The sequence below is a fragment of the Mesorhizobium sp. M8A.F.Ca.ET.218.01.1.1 genome (genome assembly GCF_004791165.1).
Lineage (GTDB): Bacteria > Pseudomonadota > Alphaproteobacteria > Rhizobiales > Rhizobiaceae > Mesorhizobium.
Genome location: NZ_SRUZ01000009.1, coordinates 250,350 through 271,191, shown reverse-complemented (window position 1 = coordinate 271,191; position 20,842 = coordinate 250,350). Strand labels below are relative to the sequence as shown.

The following is a 20,842-nucleotide window of genomic DNA, read 5'->3' as shown; positions in this document are numbered from 1 at the left end:
GGCGAAGGCACAGAAAGAGCCATGCATGCGCGATCCACGCTTCGATATACTGTTCGAGCCGGTGCGGATCGGACCTGTTGTCGCTCACAACCGATTCTACCAGGCACCTCACTGCAACGGCATGGGCAATTTGCGACCGCAAGCCCATGCCGCGATGCGCGGTATCAAGGCCGAGGGCGGATGGGCGGTGGTCAACACCGAACATTGCTCGGTCCATCCCTCTGGCGATCTGATGCCGGAGGTTCTGCAGATGCTGTGGGATGACGGCGACATCCCGCCGCTCGCCCTGATGGTCGAAGCCGTTCACGAGCACGGCTCTCTCGCCGGCGTGCAACTCGCCTATCCCGCCTACTACAATGCCAATCGCATGACCCGCGACGTGCCGCTCGGCCCGATGGACAGACCCGTCAGCGGACACCATCCGGTCCAAGTTCGTGCCATGGACAAGTCCGACATCAAGGCACTGCTGGGCTGGTGGAAGGCGGCGGCACAGCGTGCGCGCAAGGCCGGCTTCGACATCCTCAATGTCGACGGCAATTTTTCCACCATCGCCTTCCAATTCATTTCGCCCCGCAATCAGCGTACCGACGAATATGGCGGCTCGCTGAAAAACCGGGTTCGCCTTCTCAAGGAATTGATCGAGGCAACGCGAGAGGGTGGCGGCGATGCCTGCGCGGTGAGCGTACGTCTGATCATCGATGAACTGTTTGGCCCCGAAGGACTTCGCGCCGCGGACGAAGGGATAGAGGCCATAGGCTTGCTCGCCGAACTGCCGGACCTGTGGGATCTCGTCGTTGGAACCTGGGCCGACGATTCGCCGACCTCCCGCTTCGCATCGGAGAACGACCACGAGCCGTTCATGACCGGGATCAAGGACGTCACCACCAAGCCGGTCGTCGGGGTCGGGCGCTTCACCTCGCCCGACACGATGGCAAGCCTGATCCGTCGCGGCGTGCTTGACATGATTGGCGCTGCGCGCCCCTCGATCGCCGATCCCTTCTTGCCGAAGAAGATCGAGGAGGGGCGCTACGAAGATATCCGCGAGTGCATTGGCTGCAACATCTGCGTGTCGAGCCACTTTGCCATGACGAACCTGCGCTGCACGCAGAACCCGACCATGGGCGAAGAATGGCGCCGCGGCTGGCATCCCGAACGAATTTCCACCAAATCAAGCGATGCAACCGTGCTCGTGGTTGGCGGTGGGCCAGCGGGTCTCGAATGCGCCCGGGCGCTCGGTCAGCGCGGCTACCAAGTAACCTTGGCCGAGCGTCAAAGCCGTCTCGGTGGCCGCGTGACCCTCGAGGGCGAGCTGCCGGGCCTGCGTGAGTGGCTGAGGGTCCGCGACTGGCGCGTCACTCAGCTCGACAAACTCTCGAATGTCGGGATCTATCTCGAAAGCGATCTCGGATTGGCCGACGTTCTCGAGTTTGACGCCGATGAGGTCGTGCTGGCAACTGGATCGCAATGGCGCGCCGATGGCGTGGGGCGCGCGGCGTTCAAGCCGCTTGCATTGTCAGCCAGCGTGCCCGTGTTCACACCGGACGACATCATGGGCGGCAATATCCCTTCGGGCCGCATTATCGTCTATGACGACGACCACTATTACATGGGCGCCGTGATCGCTGAAAAACTGGCGCTAATGGGCAAAAATGTGACGCTGGTCACACCAGCGGCCGACGTGTCCTCCTTCACGATCAACACGCTTGAAAACATTCGAACAGCAAAGCGGCTATATGAGCGTGGCGTTGGAATGGTTACGCACATGGCGCTCACCGGTACGCATGAAGGCCAGGCCCTCTTCGTTGATGCGCGAACAGGCGCAACGAGCCACCGAGAGATCGAGGCCCTTGTCCTCGTCACAGCGCGGCTACCTCGCAACGAACTGTTTGAAGCGCTGACCGCCCGTCTTGACAGGGGTGACGCAGGCCGACTGCGCCGCGTCTCACGCATCGGGGATTGCGAAGCGCCGGCCGCCATCTATGCCGCCGTCTATTCAGGCCACCGTTTTGCTCAAGAATTCGAGAACGGCCACCCGACCTTGCGTCGAGAGCGGATCAATCTTGCCAGCTAGAACCATGTGATGAGCGACCTCATGTCAGCACCAGCGACACCAAATTCCGAAAAGCTTTATGCCCGTGCCCGCGAGGTCATGCCTGGCGGGAACACGCGCACGACCGTCTATCGCAAGCCGCATCAAATCTATGCCTGGCGCGGCGATGGCTGCCGGATCACCGATGTCGATTGCCATGTCCGGATCGACGCCTTGGGGAACTTCACCTCTCTGATCCATGGCTATGGCAATCGCCGGATCCTGGAGGCGGCCACACGGCAGCTCGAAGCCGGCACATGTTTCGGCATGCCTACCGAGAGTGAGATTCGATTGTCAGAAATCCTGTGCGAACGTCTGCCGTCCGTCGAGCAGCTTCGTTACACCAATTCTGGCACTGAAGCGGTGATGAACGCGATCAAGGCCGCGCGCGCCTATACCGGCCGACCGAAGATCGCAAAGTGCGAGGGCGCCTACCACGGGACCTACGATCCGGCCGAGACAAGCCAGGACGCCAGCCCCGCCACCTGGGGTGATATCGACAGGCCGGGATCCGTGCCGACCGCCAAGGGGACACCCCAGGGCGTGCTCGACGATGTCGTCGTCATTCCCTTCAACAACACGCCTGTGGCCGAGGCAATCCTTCGCGCGAGCGGCAACAGCCTCGCGGCTGTGCTCGTCGACGTCATGCCCAATCGCGCAGGGCTGGTGCCGGCAAAGCCCGAATATCTGGCGATGCTGCGGCGGGTTACGCGCGAGCTTGGGGCGCTGCTGATCCTCGACGAGGTCATCACCTTTCGCCTCGGCTACAATGGTGCGCAGGGCCGGTTCGACATCGATCCGGATTTCACTACGCTCGGCAAGATTATCGGGGGCGGCTTTGCGATCGGCGCCGTCGGCGGCCGTGCGGAAGTAATGTCGGTGTTCGATCCGAGCAAGGGCCAGCCCGCAGTGCCGCATGGCGGCACATTCAGTGCCAATCCCATGTCCATGTCGGCAGGGATAGCCGCTCTGGAGGAATTGACCCCCGCCGCATTCGAGAAGCTCGAGGCGCTCGGTGATCGCTTCGACCAGGGTATTCGTGCCTGTTTCGCCCGACACGGGATCAAGGGGCAGGTTACCGGACTGGGTTCGCTGCGCCGTGTCCACCTGACGGACGCACCGTTGAGCGACTACCGCTCCACATTCGCCGCAGATGGTGCCGCGCGGGTATTGGCCCTCGCCAAGACGTTGTTCGACGAAGGCGTGATCATTGCAGGCAATGGGTTGATGGCGTTCTCCACCGCCATGGAAGATGCCGATATCGACGAAATCGTGCGGGCCTTCGACCGAGCATTGCTGCCTTTCGCGTGATGACGCCGCCAGTACCCAATTCACAACCAAGGAACGGAATTTGAAAAGGGCCAGGGTCGACGTGAACAACAAGTGGGGGGCCGCGATCGGCTACTCCCGGGCCGTGCGAGCCGGAAACATCATTGTCGTATCGGGCACTTCCGCCTCTGGACCCGACGGGGTACTTCACCCCGGCGACGCGGAACAACAAACCATCGTGGTTCTGAAGCGCATCGGTGCGGCGCTGCGCGAACTCGACGCCACCATCGATGATGTTGTCGAGACGCGCATTTTCCTGCGCGACATGAACGATTGGGAAGCCGTCGGCAAAGCCCACGGCTCCGTCTTCGGCGACATTCGACCGGCAACGACGATGGTGCAGGCGGGAGCACTCATTGACGATGGCCTTCTCGTCGAGATCGCCGCCACGGCCATCCTTGCAACCTGAAGGAGTAGCCTGATGTCGAAGGACACCATCATCACTTGCGCCGTGACCGGTAGCCTGACAAGGCCGCAAGACAACGCAAATCTGCCGGTCACGCCGGAACAAATCGCCGCCTCGGCGCTTGAGGCCGCCGATGCGGGCGCGGCCATCCTGCATCTTCACGTTCGCCATCCCGACGGTCGGCCGTCGATGGAACTCGATCACTACCGCGAGCTCGTCCGTCTGATCCGCGCCAATAATACGGAGGTGATCCTGAATATCACCACCGGACCTGGTGGCCGGTTCCAGCCCGGTGAGGAGGACCCCAAGATTGCCGGCCCCCGGACCAATTTCGTGACGGCCGAACGTCGCGTCGAGCATATCCGCGATCTGCGGCCTGACATCTGCACCTTGGATCTCAATACGATGACGTTCGGCAGCGAGGTCGTCATCAACACGCCCCCCAACGTCAAGAAGATGGCGGAGATCATCTATGACTGTGGAGTCCAGCCCGAGTTCGAGCTTTTCGACAGCGGAGACATCAATCTCCTCAACGATTTTCTCGCAAGCGGTGTGTTTCGCGGTCCCCCGCTCGCAAGCCTTGTGCTTGGTGTGAAATACGGCTTCGCGACGACGCCTGAGACCATGATGTTCGCCCGCAACATGCTGCCACGCGACGCCATCTGGACAGGCTTCGGCATCGGCCGCGCCGCTTACCCGATGTTGATGCAAGCTTACCTGCTCGGGGGCCATGTACGGATCGGCATGGAGGACACGATCCGCATGTCGAAGACCGAGCTTGTGAAGAGCAATGCTGAACTCGTCGAGAAAGCAAAATGGCTTCTGGAAAGGCTCGGCGCCACGATCGCCAGCCCTGCTTCAGCACGATCTCAACTTGCTTTGAAGTCTTAGCAGTCCTCAAATAAGGCTCAATGCCAGACTAAGGCTGTTTGCAGAGGGGAACTCGAGATTTGCTTTGTTCCCATGTGGATGCCCATTTGGTCGACGGGAAGGTGCGTCAATATCCGCTCTGCGGCGACCCGACGGATTTGAGCCGTTACACGTCTGCGGTGAAGTTCGAGCAGGCAGGCCGCGGCGGATGAAGCTGGATCCACAAGACAGTTTGCCCGGGATTCACGCTGCCGGTCTTCGCTCCGCGCAATCATTTCCCCTCGGTGAAAGCCGCGGCCCGGTCCTGCTTCTGGCGGGAGGTACGGGACCACTCCGATCCTGGCAGTGGCATGGGCGCTGGAGCGGCAGGGCAGACGCTACGAACTCCACTACTTCACGCGCAGCAGCGCGCTCACGCCCCTCTTGTCGATCGACCGCGCTCGCGGCACTTCGAGGGACGGGCCTGCTGCTCATGGCCTCATGCGAGAAAGGCGTTTGCGGGACCTGCGAATGCGGTATGCTGGAAGGTCAGCCGATCCACCGCGATGCTTTCCTGTCCAGGCAGGCCGCGACAGTCGGTCTATCCCGTGCGTGTCTCGCGCGAAAGGTGTGCTCAAGCTCGATCGATCGGCAGGGCGAACGTTTTGGACTACAATGGCACCGCCGTCCCAACGCGACGTGAGGGCGCGCCAGATTTCCGTTCCCGCGAATCCGGTGACGAGAGCCCCTATGGTTCTGCGATCATCTGCGAATGACTGAAGAGAGCGCGAACGCAGTCAGCGTATCGCGCACCCCAGGTAACTCCGCTATCTGCTGCCAGATCTGACGAATGCGGTCGGCATCAGGCGATTCGACTCGCACCAGGAGATCAAAGTCGCCGCTCATCACATCGCATGCGACGACCTGGGGTATCTTGCGCAACGCCTGAATGACGTCGCCACCCCGCATTCGATCATGCCGGTAAACGAACATCAGCGCTGTCGTGACATGCTGGTTGCCACCACCTTCGCCCGTGACGATCGTATATCCCTTGATGAACCCTTCGCGTTCCAGGCGCTCGATACGCACGCGCACCGCGTTGCGCGACAGGTTGACCTTCGTTGACAGCTCAGCGTGCGAGATGCGTGCGTTGGCTTTCAATTCGCCGAGTATCTGTTCATCCGTTCGGTCAAGCAGATATTTCATGACGAGGAGGAGCCAGGGCAACAAGCAATGATGTCAGGGACAACCGACTCATAGGCAATCACGGCGACTTGCGGCAGGCAGGTCCTGTCTGTCTGGCTGGCGTAGCGCCTGGCGGTCGACGCCATCACGAAGTCCCGCAGCGCTTCGCTTTCCGCACAGGTGAGCTTGCGTATCTCCTGATAACCCTGGAGGAGGGCCCGCGCCCGTTCCTTGTCGAGCGCGCCGGTGCTCTGGCTCGCCCAGTCAACCAGCACATCAGCGACTTCAGCGATGAGAACGTCGTTGTGACGCAGCCTGAAGTTTATGACCCCGCTCACGCTTTCGCCCAGGAAGAAAACGTTTTGATGGTCCAACGCACCATGCACGGACCCGGTGCGCAGCTCTGTTGCGGCCTGTTCAGGGCTCCGGTCCAAGACAGTGTGGATTTGCGCCATCACGCGGCCAAGACTTGCGCACTTGGCGGCGCTCGCGTTGCTTGTGGCCGATCCTGACACGAAACTCACGACCGCAACCAGGCGCCCTGCCGCCTGAAAGGTGGCATCGCCTTCGACCGTTCGCATGGGCCTGGGGCAGGGAACCCCGTTGTCGTACAGCATTTCCATTGTCGCGAAGGCCCTTTCCAGATCGAGCGGTTCAGCACCGTTCTCGAACAGCGTTACAATGAACTCGCCTTCCTTGCTCCGAAAAAGATAGGTTGTTTCCCGGTCGCCATCCGCTATCCCGATGACCGACGACAGCGATGTCATTCCATAGGCTGCGGTAATCGAGATGCGATCTTCATCGGACAGTTCAGTAAAAATAGCCATTTTGTTTCCTTGGTTATGCCGAGACGTTGGCAAACGCCGCGCTGTCCGCGAACAACTGGTCAAGTTGGTTGGGCGCCAAAATTCCCTCTTCTTCGATGACCTGGCGCAGCTCCCGGTTCTCGGCCAAAGCCTTCTTCGACAGATCAGCCGCTTTGCCATATCCGACGAGTTTTGCCAAAGGCGTAGTGAGAACAAGAGATTGGTCAAGCAGGGTCTTGCAACGATCCACGTCGACTTCGATACCGTCGATGCAGCGCTGCTTGAAAATCTCCATCCCTCTCGTCAACATTCGCATTGATTGAAGAATGTTGAGGACGATGACAGGCTCCATCGCATTCAACTGCAGTTGGCCCGCGCTCGCCGCAAGGGTCACCGTGAGATCGTTTCCGATAACCTGGAAGCCGATCTGGTTCATCATCTCGGGAATGACGGGATTGACCTTGCCAGGCATGATGGACGAGCCGGCTTGCACCGGCGGCAGGCGGATCTCTCCCAGCCCCCCGCGTGGCCCACTGCTCAACAGACGCAGATCGTTGCATATCTTCGTGAGCTTGACTGCAATGCGCTTCAGGACGCTGGAAAAAGAAACAAAGGCGCCCGTGTCGGATGTCGCCTCGATGAGATTGCGGGCCGAGAGAAGCTCGAACCCGGAGATCAGGCTGAGATGCAGGCAGGCAGCACTTGGGAAACCACGAGGGACGTTTATGGACGTACCAATCGCGGATCCCCCAAGGTTGACTTCCTTGAGCAGCCTTGATGCCAGCTGGACTTGAACGATGTCCTCATCGATGAGCTCTGCAAACGCTTCGAACTCTTGTCCGACCATCATCGGCACCGCATCCTGAAGCTGGGTCCTGCCTACCTTCAAAGCACTGCCGTACTGAACTGCCTTGGCTCGAAAGGCGTCGCGCAGGCAAACCTGCGATGACACAAGCCCCTCGCAGGCGCGCAGGACGGTCAGGCGAATGGCGGTCGGATAAACGTCGTTCGTCGACTGGGAGAGGTTGACGTCGTCGTTTGGGTGCATCCTCGAGTAGTCGCCAATATCGGCCCCTAGCCTCATGAGGGCCAGGTTGGCGATGACCTCGTTGACATTCATGTTGGTGGACGTTCCAGCACCGCCTTGCATCATGTCCACGGGAAAGTTCTCGTCGATCCCCTTCAACGCGATGAGGTCGTCACAGGCTCCCGAAATCGCGAGCGCCTTATCTTCAGACAGAAGCCCCAGTTCATGATTTGCCAGGGCCGCGGCCTTCTTGACCATCGCCATGGACTGAATGAGTTCGGGAAAATCCTCGAGGCGAAGCCCCGACACGTCAAAGTTCAGCTCGGCGCGACGCGTTTGGGCGCCGTATAGCGCGTCCGCGGGAATTGAGAGGGACCCGATCAGATCAGCTTCAATGCGGTCTAAAGCCATTCTCTTGATCTCCCTACCCCAAAATACCTGCGTGGCGCATCGCCTCGTCGATCGACGCCTCAACCGGCGCGCTGACCTGCACCAGGGGAAGTCGCAGGTCCCCGCGTATCCGGCCAAGGCGTTGCAGGGCGTATTTCGGTCCGGCAGGATTGGTTTCGAGAAACAGCGCTTGGTGAAGTGGCATCAAGCGGTCCTGCAAGTCCAAGGCAGCTGCGTAATCCCCGTTCAGGCAAGCGCGCTGGAAATCGGCACACAAACGGGGCGCGACGTTGGCGGTGACGGAAATGCAACCGTGACCGCCGTAGACCATATAGCCCAACGCCGTCCCGTCCTCTCCTGACAGGAGGTTGAAGTCCTTGCCGCAGGCCATGCGTTCGAGCGAAGGGCGCAGAATGTTGCCGGTTGCGTCCTTGACGCCGGTCACATTCCGGCAATCCTTGAAAATCCGGGCAAGCGTCTCGACCTGGATATCAATGACGCTGCGCCCTGGAATGTTGTAGACGATGATCGGAACGGTTGCCGCGGCATCGATCGCTTTGAAGTGTTGGTAGACCCCCTCCTGCGTCGGCTTGTTGTAATATGGCGAAACGATCAGCACCGCGTCGGCGCCGGCGTCCTGAGCATGGCGCACAAAGTCTATCGCCTCCGCCGTGCTGTTTGATCCTGCGCCCGCAATCACGGGAACACGGCCCTTGGCGGTTTCGATCGTGATCTCGACAACCTGCTTGTGCTCGGCATGGCTGAGGGTAGGGCTTTCCCCCGTGGTTCCGCATGGAACCAGTCCGGATGATCCTTCCTCGATCTGCCACCCGATGAGGTCACGGAGCGCGACCTCATCGACATGACCATCAGCAGCAAATGGTGTGACCAGCGCGGTGATGGAACCCTTGAACATTCAAATACTCCTAAGTGCACTGATGGAATGAGTGGCCATGGCCGCGGTCACCGCTTCAGACGGTTGATGCACACGACTTTCGGTTGCGTCATGTCCTCATAGGCAAACCGCACCCCTTCGCGTCCCATGCTGCCATATTTGAAACCGCCAAACGGCATGGCGTCGAACCGGTAGTCGGAGGAGTCGTTGATCATGATGCCGCCGGCATCGATCCTGCTTGCGGCCTCGAGTGCCGCCTCCAGGTCATTTGTGAAAATGCCGGCGTGAAGGCTGTATTCGGGGCTATTTGCCAGGTCGATCGCATCAGCCAGCTCATCGAAGGGCTGCAGGATGACGATCGGGGCAAATACTTCCTCGTTCCACACATCACAGCTTGCAGGAACATTCTCCAGCACCGTCGGCGCGTAGAGGTTGCCGGCTGGCTTATGGCCGCAAAGCAATGTCGCGCCGGCATCAAGCGCACGGTCAACCATGGCAGCCGCTTTACCGACCGCCTTTGCGGAAATCATCGGACCGACATCGATGTCAGCGTCGAGAGGGTTGCCGGTCTTGAGCTTCTTGGTGTCTTCGACGAACTTCGCCTTGAACCGCTCATAGATGGAGCGCTGGATCAGAATCCTCTGCGTTCCGATGCAGTTTTGCCCGGCCGCCCAGTAGGCTCCCGATACGCAGCTCTCGACGGCAGCATCAAAGTCGCAATTCTCCATGACGATGACAGGAGCATTGCCGCCAAGATCCATGGCAAGCTTCTTGATGCCGGCATTTTTTGCGATGGCCTCGCCGGTGGCGAAGCCGCCGGTGAAGGAGATCATCCGGACGTGTCTTGCCGAAACAAGAGCTTTGCCAAGCTGCGCTCCGCCGATAGCAACGGTGATGACCTCGTCGGGCAGACCGCTTTCGACAAGCACCTCCACCAGCTTGATCGCCGAAAGAGGCGTGAGCTCCGATGGCTTCAACAGAACGGCATTTCCACCGGCGATGGCCGGGCCAAGCTTGTGAGCCACAAGGTTCAGAGGGTCATTATAGGGCGTGATGGCGGTGATGATGCCCAAAGGCTCCCTCGTGTACCAGCCCTGACGGGACTCCGATCCGACATAGGAGTCAAAGGGGATCACCTCACCGGCATTGCGCTTGGCCTCATCCGCCGAAAGCCTCAGCGTGTTGACGCAACGGCTTACCTCTTTCCGTGCCTGGGTCATGGTTTTTCCGGCCTCCCTGACGATGAGCAGCGTGAACTCCTCCTGGCGGGCTTCGACCAAGGCGGCTGCTTTCTCCAGGATTGCCGAGCGCCTGTGGCGGGGCAGGGATCTTGCCTCTTGCGCTCCGCGTGTTGCCCGCTCCAGGAGCGAATTCAAGCTCGCGGCGCTTGTCTCGGTCACCGTTCCAACGACTGTCCCGTCGAACGGGTTGATCACCACAATCTGGTCAACCACGGTCGTGTTGCTGAGAGCAAGGTTGTACATTATGCAGCCTCCTTCGTGGCGACCGACGCGTGAGCGTTGTGGATTGCGACGATGTCGGACAGGAGCGCGTAAGCGGTTTCAATGCGACCAGCGCCCGGACCGGTGATCGTGACTGAACCGAGAAGTTCAGTGTTCAGCGACACTGCATTTGTAGCGCCGTTGACGCTAGCCAGCGGATGGTCCAGCGGGAGCTGTTTGGGCGACACACTGCCGGTCACGCGGCCGTCGGCACTGCGCACCGCGGCGCCGATCAGCTTCCAGCGGCTGTTTGCCTTGGCAGCCTTTTCGATGTCGGCGGCCGAGAGATCGGAAATGCCCTTACAGGTTACATCCTCGGGCTTGAGGTTCGCCCCCAGCAACTCGTTAGCGAGGATAACCACCTTGAGACGGACGTCGAAACCTTCGACATCGGCGGTCGGGTCGGCTTCGGCATAGCCCAGCTGCTGTGCCTCTTTCACCGCCGAGGCAAAATCCAGGCCGCCTTCCATGCGGCCAAGCACGAAGTTCGAAGTGCCGTTGAGGATGCCTTCAAAGCCGGTTACTTCCGCGCCGGCGAGGGTCTTTTTAGCCATGCGGATGACAGGCGTGCCGCTCATGACGGAGCCTTCGTACTCGAAGTGGAGACCATTCGATTTCGCCAGGGTTTCGAGCTCCCGGGCAGCAATGGCCACAGGACCCTTGTTGGTGGTAACGACATGTTTTCCGGTCTGAAGCGCCCAGCGGCAATGGGAAACGGCGGGCTCGCCGTCGGTCGGATTGGTGAAGGTGGCCTCGACGACGATGTCGGCTGGAGCAGTCGTGATGATGGTCTCGTTGTCGGCTTCCGCATTTCCGCCCGAAAGCTGACCAAAGCCACCCTTCGCGAACTTCGTTTCCACGAGCATCTTGGCATCAAGGCCATTCGGGGAAATGACCGAACCCAAAAAGAGATCGCTGACCGCGACAATGTTCAGACGAAAGCCAAGGTCGCGTTCCCAGAGCTGGTTTTTCGTCGCAATGAGTTCAGCCAAAGCGCGGTTGACGCCGCCAAAGCCGATAAGCGCGATATTGTAGACTGTCATGAAGGCTCCCTCCGGCGAGATTCTGTTTGCTATTGTCAGGTGCGGACTGCTCAGAGGGAACGGTGCATATGGACCAAACAACTGGGCAATTGTGCTCGTTGCGTTGCCGTATTGGCACTCGTCTTCCTGATGGTGGGCCTGCAAGCTCGTTCGAACTGCCTGCCTCGCTGCGGCACCGGTGGCGTTTACATGGGGGGCCGTTCAGCGACCTTGAGGCGCCTTCCTGTTTGGGCGCCGCTGGCCAAGGCTTTCGAGGATCTTCTCCCTGCCCAGCACAAGGTCCCTGCCTGACACGGCTCAGGTGCTTGACAGCTTCATCATCAAAATTCCCGACACGACCAACGAGCCATCAAACGAATCGGCGACGCCGGTTTCCCAAGAATGGCCATGCCTAGAAGAAATGAGCCTACTGCTCCGATCCCCGCCCAAACCATGTAGGCGGTCCTAAGTGGCAAAACCCTCATGGAAAAGGACAGCAGCACGTCGCTGGCAATCATAGCAGCGACGGTGATTTGTCGAGGGGACGAGCAATGTGAATCCTTCAGATCTCTTCATAAAATAGGCCTAAACGATCTCAAGCAGGCCGGCGACGAACAGAATTATCCAATGCATGGTATCCTTCCTGGCGAATCTGATCAGTCGCGCGGGAGCTTTGAAGGGAAGCGGGCGCGGATTGCCCGCGAGAGACAATACACGAACCGTGATCCCGTCAGGATCTGCCAAACGTCCTATCAAGCGCGTGTGCGATGTCGGCGACCAGACCCTCGGTGTCATCAAGGCCGATCGAAAGACGCAAATGTCCTTACTTCCCAAAGTTCGGCTGGTAACGGTCCGACCCGCCAGGCCCAAGGGCAGGTGAGCGCGACATCGAGATGGTAGCGGCCCGCTTCAGCAGTGAACTCCGCACCACCCGTCGGGCGGGCGCCGCCGTCAGACGAAGCCGCCTTTGGCATCGGTTGTCTGCACGGGCTGCCAATTGGCAGTCCATTTTCCTTCAACGAGCATCGTCTTTGCCCTTCCACCGATCCAGCGGCGTGCGTTATCAACATCATGGGCACGTCGCGGCTTGCTGTTTGTTCGTCGATGTCGTTCCCCGGGCACTAAGGGCCGGGGAACGATGAATGCCCGGGTAGACGCCGACCCAGGTCGGAGCGATATTGGTGCCTTTGCCCTGGCCACATCCCAGGCCGATTTTGAGAGCGCCCAAGGCCTCGATGTCGCGCTACGCGGCTAGAGGACCGGCGATGGCTACTCGTGAGAACAGGTGTCTAGCATTAACATTCTAGTCAAGAAGGGCGACCGCGTCCCATCTACATGCCGATCACCGGAGCTGTCAGTTCGCCACCCCCGCGACATTCCAGGGCTTGCTCGGCATCATGATGGTGCTACCACCGTCCACCACCAACACTTGGCCCGTAATGAAACGCGCCTCGTCGGATGCCAGGAACGCCGCGGCCTCACCGACATCCCAGCCCTCGCCTTGCCAGTGCATGGGTACGGCGTTGTCGCGCGAGCTCATCATCTCTTCGAGGTCGTCGTGATTATCCTTGTGAGCGGACTGCACCATCGGCGTGGATAGCATCCCCGGCGCTATCGCGTTGCAACGTATGCCCTTCGCGGCGTATTGCGCCGCAACGGCCATGGTCAGCGAATTCACCGCTCCCTTAGAGGCGCTGTAGGCAATCCACGGGACGGTGAACCTCACTGCCGCAAAAGACGAAATATTGACGATCGCCCCTTTTGCCTGACGCTCCATGATCGGCAGCGTCCACTTGCACGTCAGAAACATGCTCTTCAGATTGACGGCGATGACTTGATCGAAGTTCTCTTCTGAGCACTCCACCGGGCCACCCATCTTGGTGATCCCTATGTTATTGTGTAGGACATCGATGCGGCCATTGTAGCCGAGGGACTTTTCGATCGTCTCCTTCACGCTGTTGGATTGGGTGGCATCGCAGCCAAAGGCGAATGCCTGTCCGCCCTGGCTCCGGATGAGTTCTGCCGTCGCGGTCGCCGCGTCCAGGTCGATATCGACACAGGTGACGGCCGCGCCATGGCGGGCATAGACAAGCGCCGTGGCTTTGCCGACGCCATGGACCGTGTCACTTACCCGCCCAAGGCTCCAGCCTTTCTCGACATCGTTGGCCGTCCCCGCGCCGAACAGCACGACATGTCGTCCTTCGAGCTGGCGCCCGCTTCTTGGATTTGAAAGTGAAGGAATGCTCATCTGACTTTCCGATAGTTGCTGTGTTGGCAGATGCGCAATCCGGGGCTCGGGCGTTTGCGCTAATTGATGGCCGCGTACATGACCTTCTCTTCGGTCGCCTCCAGGGCGGAGAACTCCTCCACCACCTTGCCCTTGCGGAAGACGAGCAGACGGTCCGATAGGGACATGATCTCCGGCAGGTACGACGAGATCACGACTACGGCCTTGCCCTCGTCGGCAAGCTGGTTCAGGTACCTGTGGATCTCAGCGATGGCGCCGACGTCAACGCCACGCGTCGGCTCATCGAAAATGATCAGGTCTGGCTGCTGGATCATCGACTTGGCGATCACCACCTTCTGCTGGTTGCCGCCGGACAGTTCGATTGCCTTGGCCTCAGCGTCGATGGAACGGATGTTGAGCCGCTTGACCCAATCGTTGCCATACCTGGTCGCTTCGTCCTCGGAAACGAGCGTCCTCCCCCGGCCAAGCTTTGCCAGCAGGCCGAGATAGATGTTCCATGAGATGGATTTTGTTTCGAAGAAGCCTTCGAATTTTCTGTCTTCGGTAATATATGCGATGCCGTCTCTCACCGCCGGAGCGGGCACGAGGTAGCTCTTTTTCTTTTCGTTGAAGACGACCTCTCCGCCGTGGAACATGTCGCGCTTGATGACACCGGCGACGACCTTGAACGTCTCGGTTCGCCCGGAGCCGACCAGTCCGAACATTCCCGTGATCTGGCCTGCAAAGACCGACAGCGAATTGTTCTTCACCATCGAAGCCATGCGAAGGTTCTGAACCGACAGAACACGCCGGCCGGCAGGCCGCACGAAGCTTTTCTTGGTCCCGTAGAGCGTCTGCGAAATGTCGCGTCCGATCATGGCTTTGACGATGCGGGCCTGATCGAAGTTTTCGGTGAGGTCGGTCACAATGTGCTTCGCATCGCGCAGGACCGTGATGCGATCGGAGATCATCAGGGCCTCTTCGAGCGCGTGACTGATGAATATGATCGAAATGCCGCGGCTCTTGAGCACTGAAACGAGGTGAAAGAAATGCTGCTTTTCCTCCGGTGTAAGCGTCGCGGTAGGCTCGTCGAAAATGATGACCTTGGCCTTCTGCAGAACCGCTCTTGCGATCTCGACCATCTGCTTCTTGGCCGCACCCAGCAGGCCGACGACCATGGCCGGCTCGACGTCGAACTGGAGCGACTGCAGGAATTGCTGCGCCTCGATGTTGATGCCGCGCATGCGATTGAAATAGCGCTCATTGCCGAGAAACAGGTTCTGGGCAACCGTCATGGTCGGCACCAGACTGGTCTCCTGAAAGACCATCGCCACACCGAGCTTGTTGGCCTCGTTCGGAGATTTTGGTGTGACCTCGTTGCCATCGAGGAACATCTTGCCAGACGTCAACTGCACGACGCCAGCCATGATCTTGGTCAGCGTCGACTTGCCCGCGCCGTTCTCGCCCAGGATCGCATGAACCTCTCCGCGCAGCAGCTGATAGTCGATCTCGTCGATCGCCTTAACTGAGCCGTACTTCTTCGTGGCGGCGCGAAGTTCCAGTACCTTGTCGGACATGGTGTCAAATTCCTCCCTGGGCAGGGACTTTCATTTTGAGAACTCTACCGCTTCCCTTAGACAGGACGAAGAGGAAGCCGTCGCATTCCCCCGTGGCCACAACGCCGTGATTTCGGCCGCCGAGGCGGCTGTGGAACGAATATTGTGGTAGCCCGGCCGCCGACAGCTTGATGACGAGTCCGTAGGACCGCGGCGGCGCCCACGGCTTCAACACGCCGCGCATCTTCACGCCCGCGCCCTGCAGCGGCTCCAGGAACGTGCGGCCAGAGCTCAGCGCCGGCGCAATCCAGTATTTGGGATCGACTTCGGCAACCATCCTCTTACGATAGGTTGGTTCGCGCAGCACGAATTCGATCAGCTGTGTGCGACCCGCAAACGCCGACAGCCAGGCCCCGCCGTCGGAGGCAGGCGACAGCCGGCAAGGATAGCCCGGCAGATGGTCGACAACGACGGACGTCCGCCCGTTAGCGTCGAGTTTGACGACACGATGCTTCCAACTCTCGGAGAACCAGATGGTCCCGCCGGATGCCAGAACACCGAAGGCGTAGGACAGTCCGCTCGCGAGCACCTTGGCGCCGCCGTCAGCCGGATTCAACAGGATGACCCGGCCGGTGTGTCCCTTGGTCATCACATCATGGCTCCACTGCGGATATGGATATTCGGCCGACCCGTCCGACACCGCGAGCGATCCATCCTGACGCACGCCTACTCCATTGACGGCATTGAAAGACTTGCCGTCCACGGCCTTCCAGCTTCGCCCGTCGAACAAGCCGCCAAGGATGCGGACTTCCTTGCCGTCCAGCGCGACGGCGAGACCACCACCCGGCATGCAGGCCAAGGCTGTGACGGGCCTATCGAGCGTGGCCGTCACTTTCCATTCGCCGCTTTCGTGAGAGAGGATGCGCTGGCCATCGGCCAAATAGATGGTCTTCCCGTCGGAAGCGAGATCCTCGGGCGCTTCGAATTCATCCAGGATCGTAGCGTCTTCCAGCAGGCTGTTCGGCTTCAGCGCACCGTCGAAGATCGGGATGGTGATCGCAGCCTCGCCGCGGCCCCTGATGTTGTCACTGACCCTCCGGAGAAGCTCAAGCATCGCGTTCTCCCCACCTGAAGTCATATTGAACGTAGTTCGGATTGGCGTCCTTGAGTTTGAACTGTCCGATGCGATTGTTGGTCAGGCCGCCGAGATAGAGGTACCCGCGATGCTCGCGCATTGACGTGATCATCGGATGGTTGACCGCGTGGAGGTCCCAGAACGTTTCCAGGATTTCACCCTTGTCGTTGAACTTGAGCACACATCCAGTGTTCAGGTTTGGATAGAGCCACTCGTCCTGGGGTACGCGCTTGGCCATGCGCCGGCGGAAACCGGGCATTTGCCAGGCGAGATCGAGTGCCGGGCTGCGCATACCAACCAACGACATCCAGTAATTGCCGTCGGAAGCGCGGTTGATGTTGTCAGGATAGCCCGGCAGATTGTGAAGCAGCATTTCCAGCTTGCCTTTCTTCGGGCCGTCGAACCAGTAGCGCTTGACCGTGCACCCCCAGGACTCGGCGAAAAGCAAGGACTGATTGTCCGATCCGATGCAGACGCCGTTCGGAAAGATGAGATGGTCGAGGACAGTATGAGTCCTGTTGGTGTTCGGGTCGTAGCAGATGATGCGGCCGTTTCCGCGCGCCTCGAGGGCGTCAATCGGCCAATCATGGATCTCGAAACGCTTCGTCGCCTCCGAGAAGAAAACGCGTCCGTCGTCTGCAATATCGAGGTCGTCAGCCAGACGCAGCCGGCTATCGTCATTCACGGAGGTATAACCACGGTTCGTCTCGTCGGTCGCCTTCTCCACCTTGCCCGACGGCGTGACGCGATAGAGACCCATGCCGCCGACACAGACATAGAGATTGTCCTGGCGGTCGAAGGCCATGCCGAGAGGCTGGCCGCCGATATGGGCAAAGATTTCCATCTTCTTGTAGTCCGGGGGAACGAACCGGACGATGTCGCCAAGACGCGAGCCGCCATAGAGATAGTTGTTCCGATCGAGGATCACGTCCTCCGCGCCCTCGACCTGTCCAAGACCGATCACGTTGACATCGCTCAGCTTGTCGTTGAGACCCCAGACCCCGCCATCCTTTGGGTCGGTGGAGATCAATGGCCCCATGAAATGATAAGCAGGGCTGACATAGATCTTGCTGACGATCCGGTGCTTGTTTTTCAGCCATCTGATGTCGATGGCGGCGGCGCCGAGTAAGATCGTCGCCAGCGCGATGCGGTTGATGCCGCCGACGAAGCCCATATTGGTCGCGCCGTTGATCAAGATCAGGACGATCAGCGTGCCGACCGTGGCCTTGGTGACGCTACCCTTGCCGCCGCCCAAGCTGACACCGCCGATTACTGCGGCGGTGAGCGCTGTGATCTCAAGACCGACGCCGATGTCCCCCCCCGCGGATCCCAGACGAGATGCGTAGAAAATCGCTCCGACAGCGGTGAGCCCGCCTGAGCCGAGATAGGTCAAGGTAACCGTCCGACGAACGTTGATGCCGCTATTATATGCAGAACGCCGGGCACCGCCGATCGCATTGATGTGCCAACCCGGGCGAAGTCTTGTTAGAAAGACGTGGCCATAGATAGCGACTGCGGCATATACCCAGGCGACCAGGGGAAAACCGAGGAACGCGGCCTCGGAAAGGAGTTCCCATGCTTGTGAATCCGGAAGGCTTCCCGCTATCTCCAACGCATGATCGAGGATCAGCATGTCGTAGGTGGCTCGGTATATGATCAGGGTGATCAGCGTGGTCAAAAACGCCCGAAGCCGGAAATATCCGATTAGGATGCCGTTCACGAGGCCAAGAAGACAGCCGCAGGCTATCGTGGCCAGGATCACGACGGGAAACGGAGCCGCGACGACGCCGATCAGATAAAGCGCTACGAAATTGCAGAGTGCGAAGATCGATCCGACAGACAGGTCGATGCCCCCAACGATCATGACGAGCGTGAGACCGAGAACCACGAAGCCGATCTCGGCAGCTTGCTGCAATGTGTCGGATATGCCGCCAAGGGTCAGGAAATCAGGCGTCAGGAACGACATGGCGACGGACACGACGATGAGCAGCAATACGGGGATTGCCGTTTCCATCCATCGCTTTGCCAGGATTTCACCCAGTATATGATCTGGCCAGTACCGATATCGGAACTTGACGATCTTTTGGGTCAGTGTCGCTTCGCGCCAGCGCGAGCCGTCAACATAGGCAGGTTCGGCTTTCGCAACGGTTTCGCTTGGTGGAGCGTATGTTTTCACAGAATTGTCCCCGGCGAGAAAAAAAATCAAGGACCGATCTTACGGCCGAAGAGGCGCTCGACAGGGTGGGTTGCGCCGGCCGAAGCCGACACAACCCGGTCCTGGGAGGACCTGCTGCGAACCATGGACATTGACGCGGCAGCCATGCCCGACGCCCGTGCGTCAGGACTTGCCAAGCCGCCAGCACATACCCGGCTCAGCCGCGTTCTGGGGCGTGACCACCTTGAGGGTCGTGTAGATGGAACCCTTGGAGTCTCCCACAGTGGCTCCAGCCTGGAGAAGCCACTTCACCACTCCCGCCATGGTCATCGCCTGAGCAGGCACGTCATAGCTGAAGTCCACGTCGAAAGTCCCGTCCGCGACCTTGTCACATGCACCTCTCTGTTCGCCGCCGCCCGAAGTCGCCAGGAATACCTGATCCTTCATACCGGCCTCGACGACAGCCGCACCGGTGCCGATGTCCATGCCGTCCCAGAATCCCACGATGCCGCATAGGTCGGGGTTCTGGCGTAGCACCGTCTGGGTAATACCCTTCGCTTTTGCGGCATCCCAGTCGGCCGCCTGGCTAGAGACCACCTTGATCTGAGGGTTGTCTTTGAGCACATTTTGCACGCCGGTCAGTGTAAAGGCGCTCGAGGCCGACGATGTCGGGCCCTGCACGATCGAGATCTTGCCGGATTTTCCCTTGCAAGCCTCGACCACGGCGGATGTCGCACGCTCGCCGACTTCCACCCAGTCGGCTCCGACATACACCGTCGACTGGTAGACGGAGCGCATATTGACCTGAACGACCTTGATGCCTTCAGCCTCCGCCTTTTTCAACAGCTTTGCGTAGGTTTGCAGGTCGGCATTGTGCACGATGAGCACAGCGGGCTTCGCCGCGATTAGGGTTGTCAGCGCCTGGGCTCCAGCATTGGAGTTCCAGTTTGGATCGCGGACAATCAGCTCGATCCCGTAAGGCTCAAGTTCCCGCTTCAGACCCTCCTGCCAACCCAGGGCCAAATCGAAACTCAGGGCGATCGGAAGGAAGGCGACCTTCTTTCCCTTCAACTTCTCCAGATATTGCGCCCGCAGCGGATCGTCCAGCCCGTCTGCATGGCTGATGGACACAGTCGCTTGAGAGCTTATTGCCGCCATCGCAGTGAAACACATTGCTGACAGCCCGTTTCTAAATGCGTATTTCATGTCATCCTCCCTTGTTAAAATTACGGCGGCCAAACAGGCCCATCGCTACTAAACGTCGCCTTGCTGGGCGGTCTCCTCGTTTCGTGGATTGATCTTGGTATCGACGAGAAGAGCGATCAGAAGAACAATGCCCTTGATGATGTTCTGGGCCGAATACGAGATATTCAGGATCGTCATGCCGTTGATCAGGGTGCCGATGAAGACGGTACCCAGGATCACGTTGGGTACGCCGCCGCGCCCACCGCTCAGGCCGATGCCGCCCAGAACGACGACCAGGATCACGTCGTAGATCAGCGTCGAATTGTAGATTCGCGTCGGCATGCTGCTGATCGACGCGGCCATGACGATGCCACCAAAAGCCGCGATCAGACCGGCCAGCACGTATTGGAAGACGATCGTCGGTCGCGTTGGAATGCCGGCGGTTCGGGCTGCATGGGGATTGTCGCCTATGGCGTATATGAAGTTGCCGACCTTCGTCTTCTTCAGGAAAATGGCGATTGCAATTACCGCCACCGCGAACATGAAAACCGGTTTGGGCACGCCAAATAAGTCACCCCGGCCTACCCAAGCGATGACATCAAGCTGCGAACTCCACTGCACGACGTCGAGGGTGAAGAACGCCGACTGTCCCAATCCCGCCAGGAATATGCCCGCGCCGAGGGTCGTGTAGAGCGAAGGGACCTCGGCATACGCCACAAACCATCCGACGATAAGCGAGAATAGGATCACGAGCCCAAGCGCCGCCAGGAAGGCCACGGGCACCGAGTGGCCGTCCTGCACCATTTGAAGGATGAGGCCCGGCGGCACCGCCAGCATGGCGACGGTCGAGAGATCGATGCCGCGGCCGATGACGATGATCGCCATTGAGAGTCCAAGGATGCCTAGAATTGATACGTTCTGAAGCAGGGCTATCAGATTGAGCTTCGTGAGGAAGCCCGGAAGAAGAACCGCAAACGTCAGAAACATCAGAACGAATATCACGACAACGATCCAGAACTGGCTGAACTTCAGGCCTCTCAGCTTTAAGATTTCTGCCGCCATTGACGTTATCCTCCCTCGACTA

17 protein-coding genes and 2 pseudogenes are annotated in these 20,842 nt (G+C 59.6%); 5 read left to right on the top strand and 14 right to left on the bottom strand.

What is annotated here, in order from left to right:
• The first annotated feature begins 25 nt into the window (after nucleotides 1-25).
• From EN861_RS29195 to EN861_RS36855, 5 genes are all read left to right on the top strand, one after another.
• Nucleotides 26-2,071 (top strand): FAD-dependent oxidoreductase, encoded by a 2,046-nt coding sequence (locus EN861_RS29195; protein ID WP_135867251.1) that lies wholly within the window; start codon nucleotides 26-28, stop codon nucleotides 2,069-2,071.
• 9 nt (nucleotides 2,072-2,080) lie between these two features.
• A complete protein-coding gene (locus EN861_RS29190; protein ID WP_245512143.1) occupies nucleotides 2,081-3,400 on the top strand; it encodes an aspartate aminotransferase family protein in 1,320 nt (439 codons plus the stop codon).
• Entirely contained in the window at nucleotides 3,342-3,827 is a 486-nt protein-coding gene (locus EN861_RS29185; protein ID WP_245512142.1) for a RidA family protein, read from the top strand. The genes EN861_RS29190 and EN861_RS29185 overlap by 59 nt, the downstream gene beginning before the upstream one ends.
• Before the next feature lie 12 nt (nucleotides 3,828-3,839).
• A complete protein-coding gene (locus EN861_RS29180; protein ID WP_135866966.1) occupies nucleotides 3,840-4,715 on the top strand; it encodes a 3-keto-5-aminohexanoate cleavage protein in 876 nt (291 codons plus the stop codon).
• A 187-nt stretch (nucleotides 4,716-4,902) separates the two neighbouring features.
• Nucleotides 4,903-5,376, top strand: a complete 474-nt coding sequence (locus EN861_RS36855; RefSeq protein WP_348630911.1) for a 2Fe-2S iron-sulfur cluster binding domain-containing protein — start codon at nucleotides 4,903-4,905, stop codon at nucleotides 5,374-5,376.
• Between the two features lie 59 nt (nucleotides 5,377-5,435).
• Here the strand turns inward: EN861_RS36855 and EN861_RS29170 are convergent, their stop codons facing one another.
• From EN861_RS29170 to EN861_RS29100, 14 genes and pseudogenes are all read right to left on the bottom strand, one after another.
• Nucleotides 5,436-5,879 carry an Lrp/AsnC family transcriptional regulator gene (locus tag EN861_RS29170; RefSeq protein WP_135866964.1) on the bottom strand — a complete coding sequence of 148 codons (444 nt, stop codon included), beginning with the start codon at nucleotides 5,877-5,879 and terminating at the stop codon, nucleotides 5,436-5,438.
• Nucleotides 5,876-6,685, bottom strand: coding sequence for a phosphotransferase (locus EN861_RS29165; RefSeq protein WP_135866962.1), 810 nt, complete (start codon nucleotides 6,683-6,685; stop codon nucleotides 5,876-5,878). The genes EN861_RS29170 and EN861_RS29165 overlap by 4 nt, the downstream gene beginning before the upstream one ends.
• A 13-nt stretch (nucleotides 6,686-6,698) precedes the next feature.
• On the bottom strand, nucleotides 6,699-8,102 hold the full coding sequence (locus tag EN861_RS29160) for an aspartate ammonia-lyase (protein WP_135866960.1): 1,404 nt from the start codon (nucleotides 8,100-8,102) through the stop codon (nucleotides 6,699-6,701).
• A gap of 13 nt (nucleotides 8,103-8,115) precedes the next feature.
• A complete protein-coding gene (gene dapA / locus EN861_RS29155) occupies nucleotides 8,116-8,997 on the bottom strand; it encodes a 4-hydroxy-tetrahydrodipicolinate synthase (protein ID WP_135866958.1) in 882 nt (293 codons plus the stop codon).
• A gap of 47 nt (nucleotides 8,998-9,044) precedes the next feature.
• The gene (locus EN861_RS29150; protein WP_135866955.1) at nucleotides 9,045-10,460 is read right to left on the bottom strand and encodes an aldehyde dehydrogenase family protein; all 1,416 of its coding nucleotides are present in this window, start codon (nucleotides 10,458-10,460) and stop codon (nucleotides 9,045-9,047) included.
• A complete protein-coding gene (locus EN861_RS29145) occupies nucleotides 10,460-11,521 on the bottom strand; it encodes a homoserine dehydrogenase (protein ID WP_135866953.1) in 1,062 nt (353 codons plus the stop codon). The genes EN861_RS29150 and EN861_RS29145 overlap by 1 nt, the downstream gene beginning before the upstream one ends.
• Before the next feature lie 297 nt (nucleotides 11,522-11,818).
• Nucleotides 11,819-12,076, bottom strand: a pseudogene (locus EN861_RS29140) (SMR family transporter).
• A gap of 281 nt (nucleotides 12,077-12,357) precedes the next feature.
• Nucleotides 12,358-12,526 (bottom strand): annotated as a pseudogene (locus EN861_RS36460) (glutathione S-transferase family protein); the annotation flags it as partial.
• A gap of 328 nt (nucleotides 12,527-12,854) precedes the next feature.
• Nucleotides 12,855-13,748, bottom strand: a complete 894-nt coding sequence (locus EN861_RS29125; RefSeq protein ID WP_135866951.1) for an SDR family NAD(P)-dependent oxidoreductase — start codon at nucleotides 13,746-13,748, stop codon at nucleotides 12,855-12,857.
• A gap of 59 nt (nucleotides 13,749-13,807) precedes the next feature.
• Nucleotides 13,808-15,304 carry a sugar ABC transporter ATP-binding protein gene (locus EN861_RS29120; RefSeq protein ID WP_135866949.1) on the bottom strand — a complete coding sequence of 499 codons (1,497 nt, stop codon included), beginning with the start codon at nucleotides 15,302-15,304 and terminating at the stop codon, nucleotides 13,808-13,810.
• Between the two features lie 4 nt (nucleotides 15,305-15,308).
• On the bottom strand, nucleotides 15,309-16,397 hold the full coding sequence (locus EN861_RS29115) for a hypothetical protein (RefSeq protein WP_135866947.1): 1,089 nt from the start codon (nucleotides 16,395-16,397) through the stop codon (nucleotides 15,309-15,311).
• Nucleotides 16,390-18,510 (bottom strand): SMP-30/gluconolactonase/LRE family protein, encoded by a 2,121-nt coding sequence (locus EN861_RS29110; RefSeq protein WP_245512145.1) that lies wholly within the window; start codon nucleotides 18,508-18,510, stop codon nucleotides 16,390-16,392. Before EN861_RS29110 ends, EN861_RS29115 begins: the two co-directional genes overlap by 8 nt.
• 246 nt (nucleotides 18,511-18,756) lie before the next feature.
• Complete coding sequence (locus EN861_RS29105; RefSeq protein WP_245512140.1) at nucleotides 18,757-19,779, bottom strand: sugar ABC transporter substrate-binding protein; 1,023 nt, start codon at nucleotides 19,777-19,779, stop codon at nucleotides 18,757-18,759.
• 48 nt (nucleotides 19,780-19,827) lie between these two features.
• A complete protein-coding gene (locus EN861_RS29100; protein ID WP_245512139.1) occupies nucleotides 19,828-20,820 on the bottom strand; it encodes an ABC transporter permease in 993 nt (330 codons plus the stop codon).
• Nucleotides 20,821-20,842 lie beyond the last annotated feature (22 nt).

Excerpts from the sequence above, each read along its gene's own strand:
- EN861_RS29105 (WP_245512140.1), bottom strand. The coding sequence starts at position 19,779 with ATGAAATACGCATTTAGAAACGGGCTGTCAGCAATGTGTTTCACTGCG.
- EN861_RS29195 (WP_135867251.1), top strand. The coding sequence starts at position 26 with ATGCGCGATCCACGCTTCGATATACTGTTCGAGCCGGTGCGGATCGGA.
- EN861_RS29115 (WP_135866947.1), bottom strand. The coding sequence starts at position 16,397 with ATGCTTGAGCTTCTCCGGAGGGTCAGTGACAACATCAGGGGCCGCGGC.
- EN861_RS29190 (WP_245512143.1), top strand. The coding sequence starts at position 2,081 with ATGAGCGACCTCATGTCAGCACCAGCGACACCAAATTCCGAAAAGCTT.
- dapA (WP_135866958.1), bottom strand. The coding sequence starts at position 8,997 with ATGTTCAAGGGTTCCATCACCGCGCTGGTCACACCATTTGCTGCTGAT.
- EN861_RS29170 (WP_135866964.1), bottom strand. The coding sequence starts at position 5,879 with ATGAAATATCTGCTTGACCGAACGGATGAACAGATACTCGGCGAATTG.
- EN861_RS36855 (WP_348630911.1), top strand. The coding sequence starts at position 4,903 with ATGAAGCTGGATCCACAAGACAGTTTGCCCGGGATTCACGCTGCCGGT.
- EN861_RS29150 (WP_135866955.1), bottom strand. The coding sequence starts at position 10,460 with ATGTACAACCTTGCTCTCAGCAACACGACCGTGGTTGACCAGATTGTG.
- EN861_RS29180 (WP_135866966.1), top strand. The coding sequence starts at position 3,840 with ATGTCGAAGGACACCATCATCACTTGCGCCGTGACCGGTAGCCTGACA.
- EN861_RS29100 (WP_245512139.1), bottom strand. The coding sequence starts at position 20,820 with ATGGCGGCAGAAATCTTAAAGCTGAGAGGCCTGAAGTTCAGCCAGTTC.
- EN861_RS29120 (WP_135866949.1), bottom strand. The coding sequence starts at position 15,304 with ATGTCCGACAAGGTACTGGAACTTCGCGCCGCCACGAAGAAGTACGGC.
- EN861_RS29165 (WP_135866962.1), bottom strand. The coding sequence starts at position 6,685 with ATGGCTATTTTTACTGAACTGTCCGATGAAGATCGCATCTCGATTACC.
- EN861_RS29160 (WP_135866960.1), bottom strand. The coding sequence starts at position 8,102 with ATGGCTTTAGACCGCATTGAAGCTGATCTGATCGGGTCCCTCTCAATT.
- EN861_RS29125 (WP_135866951.1), bottom strand. The coding sequence starts at position 13,748 with ATGAGCATTCCTTCACTTTCAAATCCAAGAAGCGGGCGCCAGCTCGAA.
- EN861_RS29185 (WP_245512142.1), top strand. The coding sequence starts at position 3,342 with ATGCCGATATCGACGAAATCGTGCGGGCCTTCGACCGAGCATTGCTGC.
- EN861_RS29145 (WP_135866953.1), bottom strand. The coding sequence starts at position 11,521 with ATGACAGTCTACAATATCGCGCTTATCGGCTTTGGCGGCGTCAACCGC.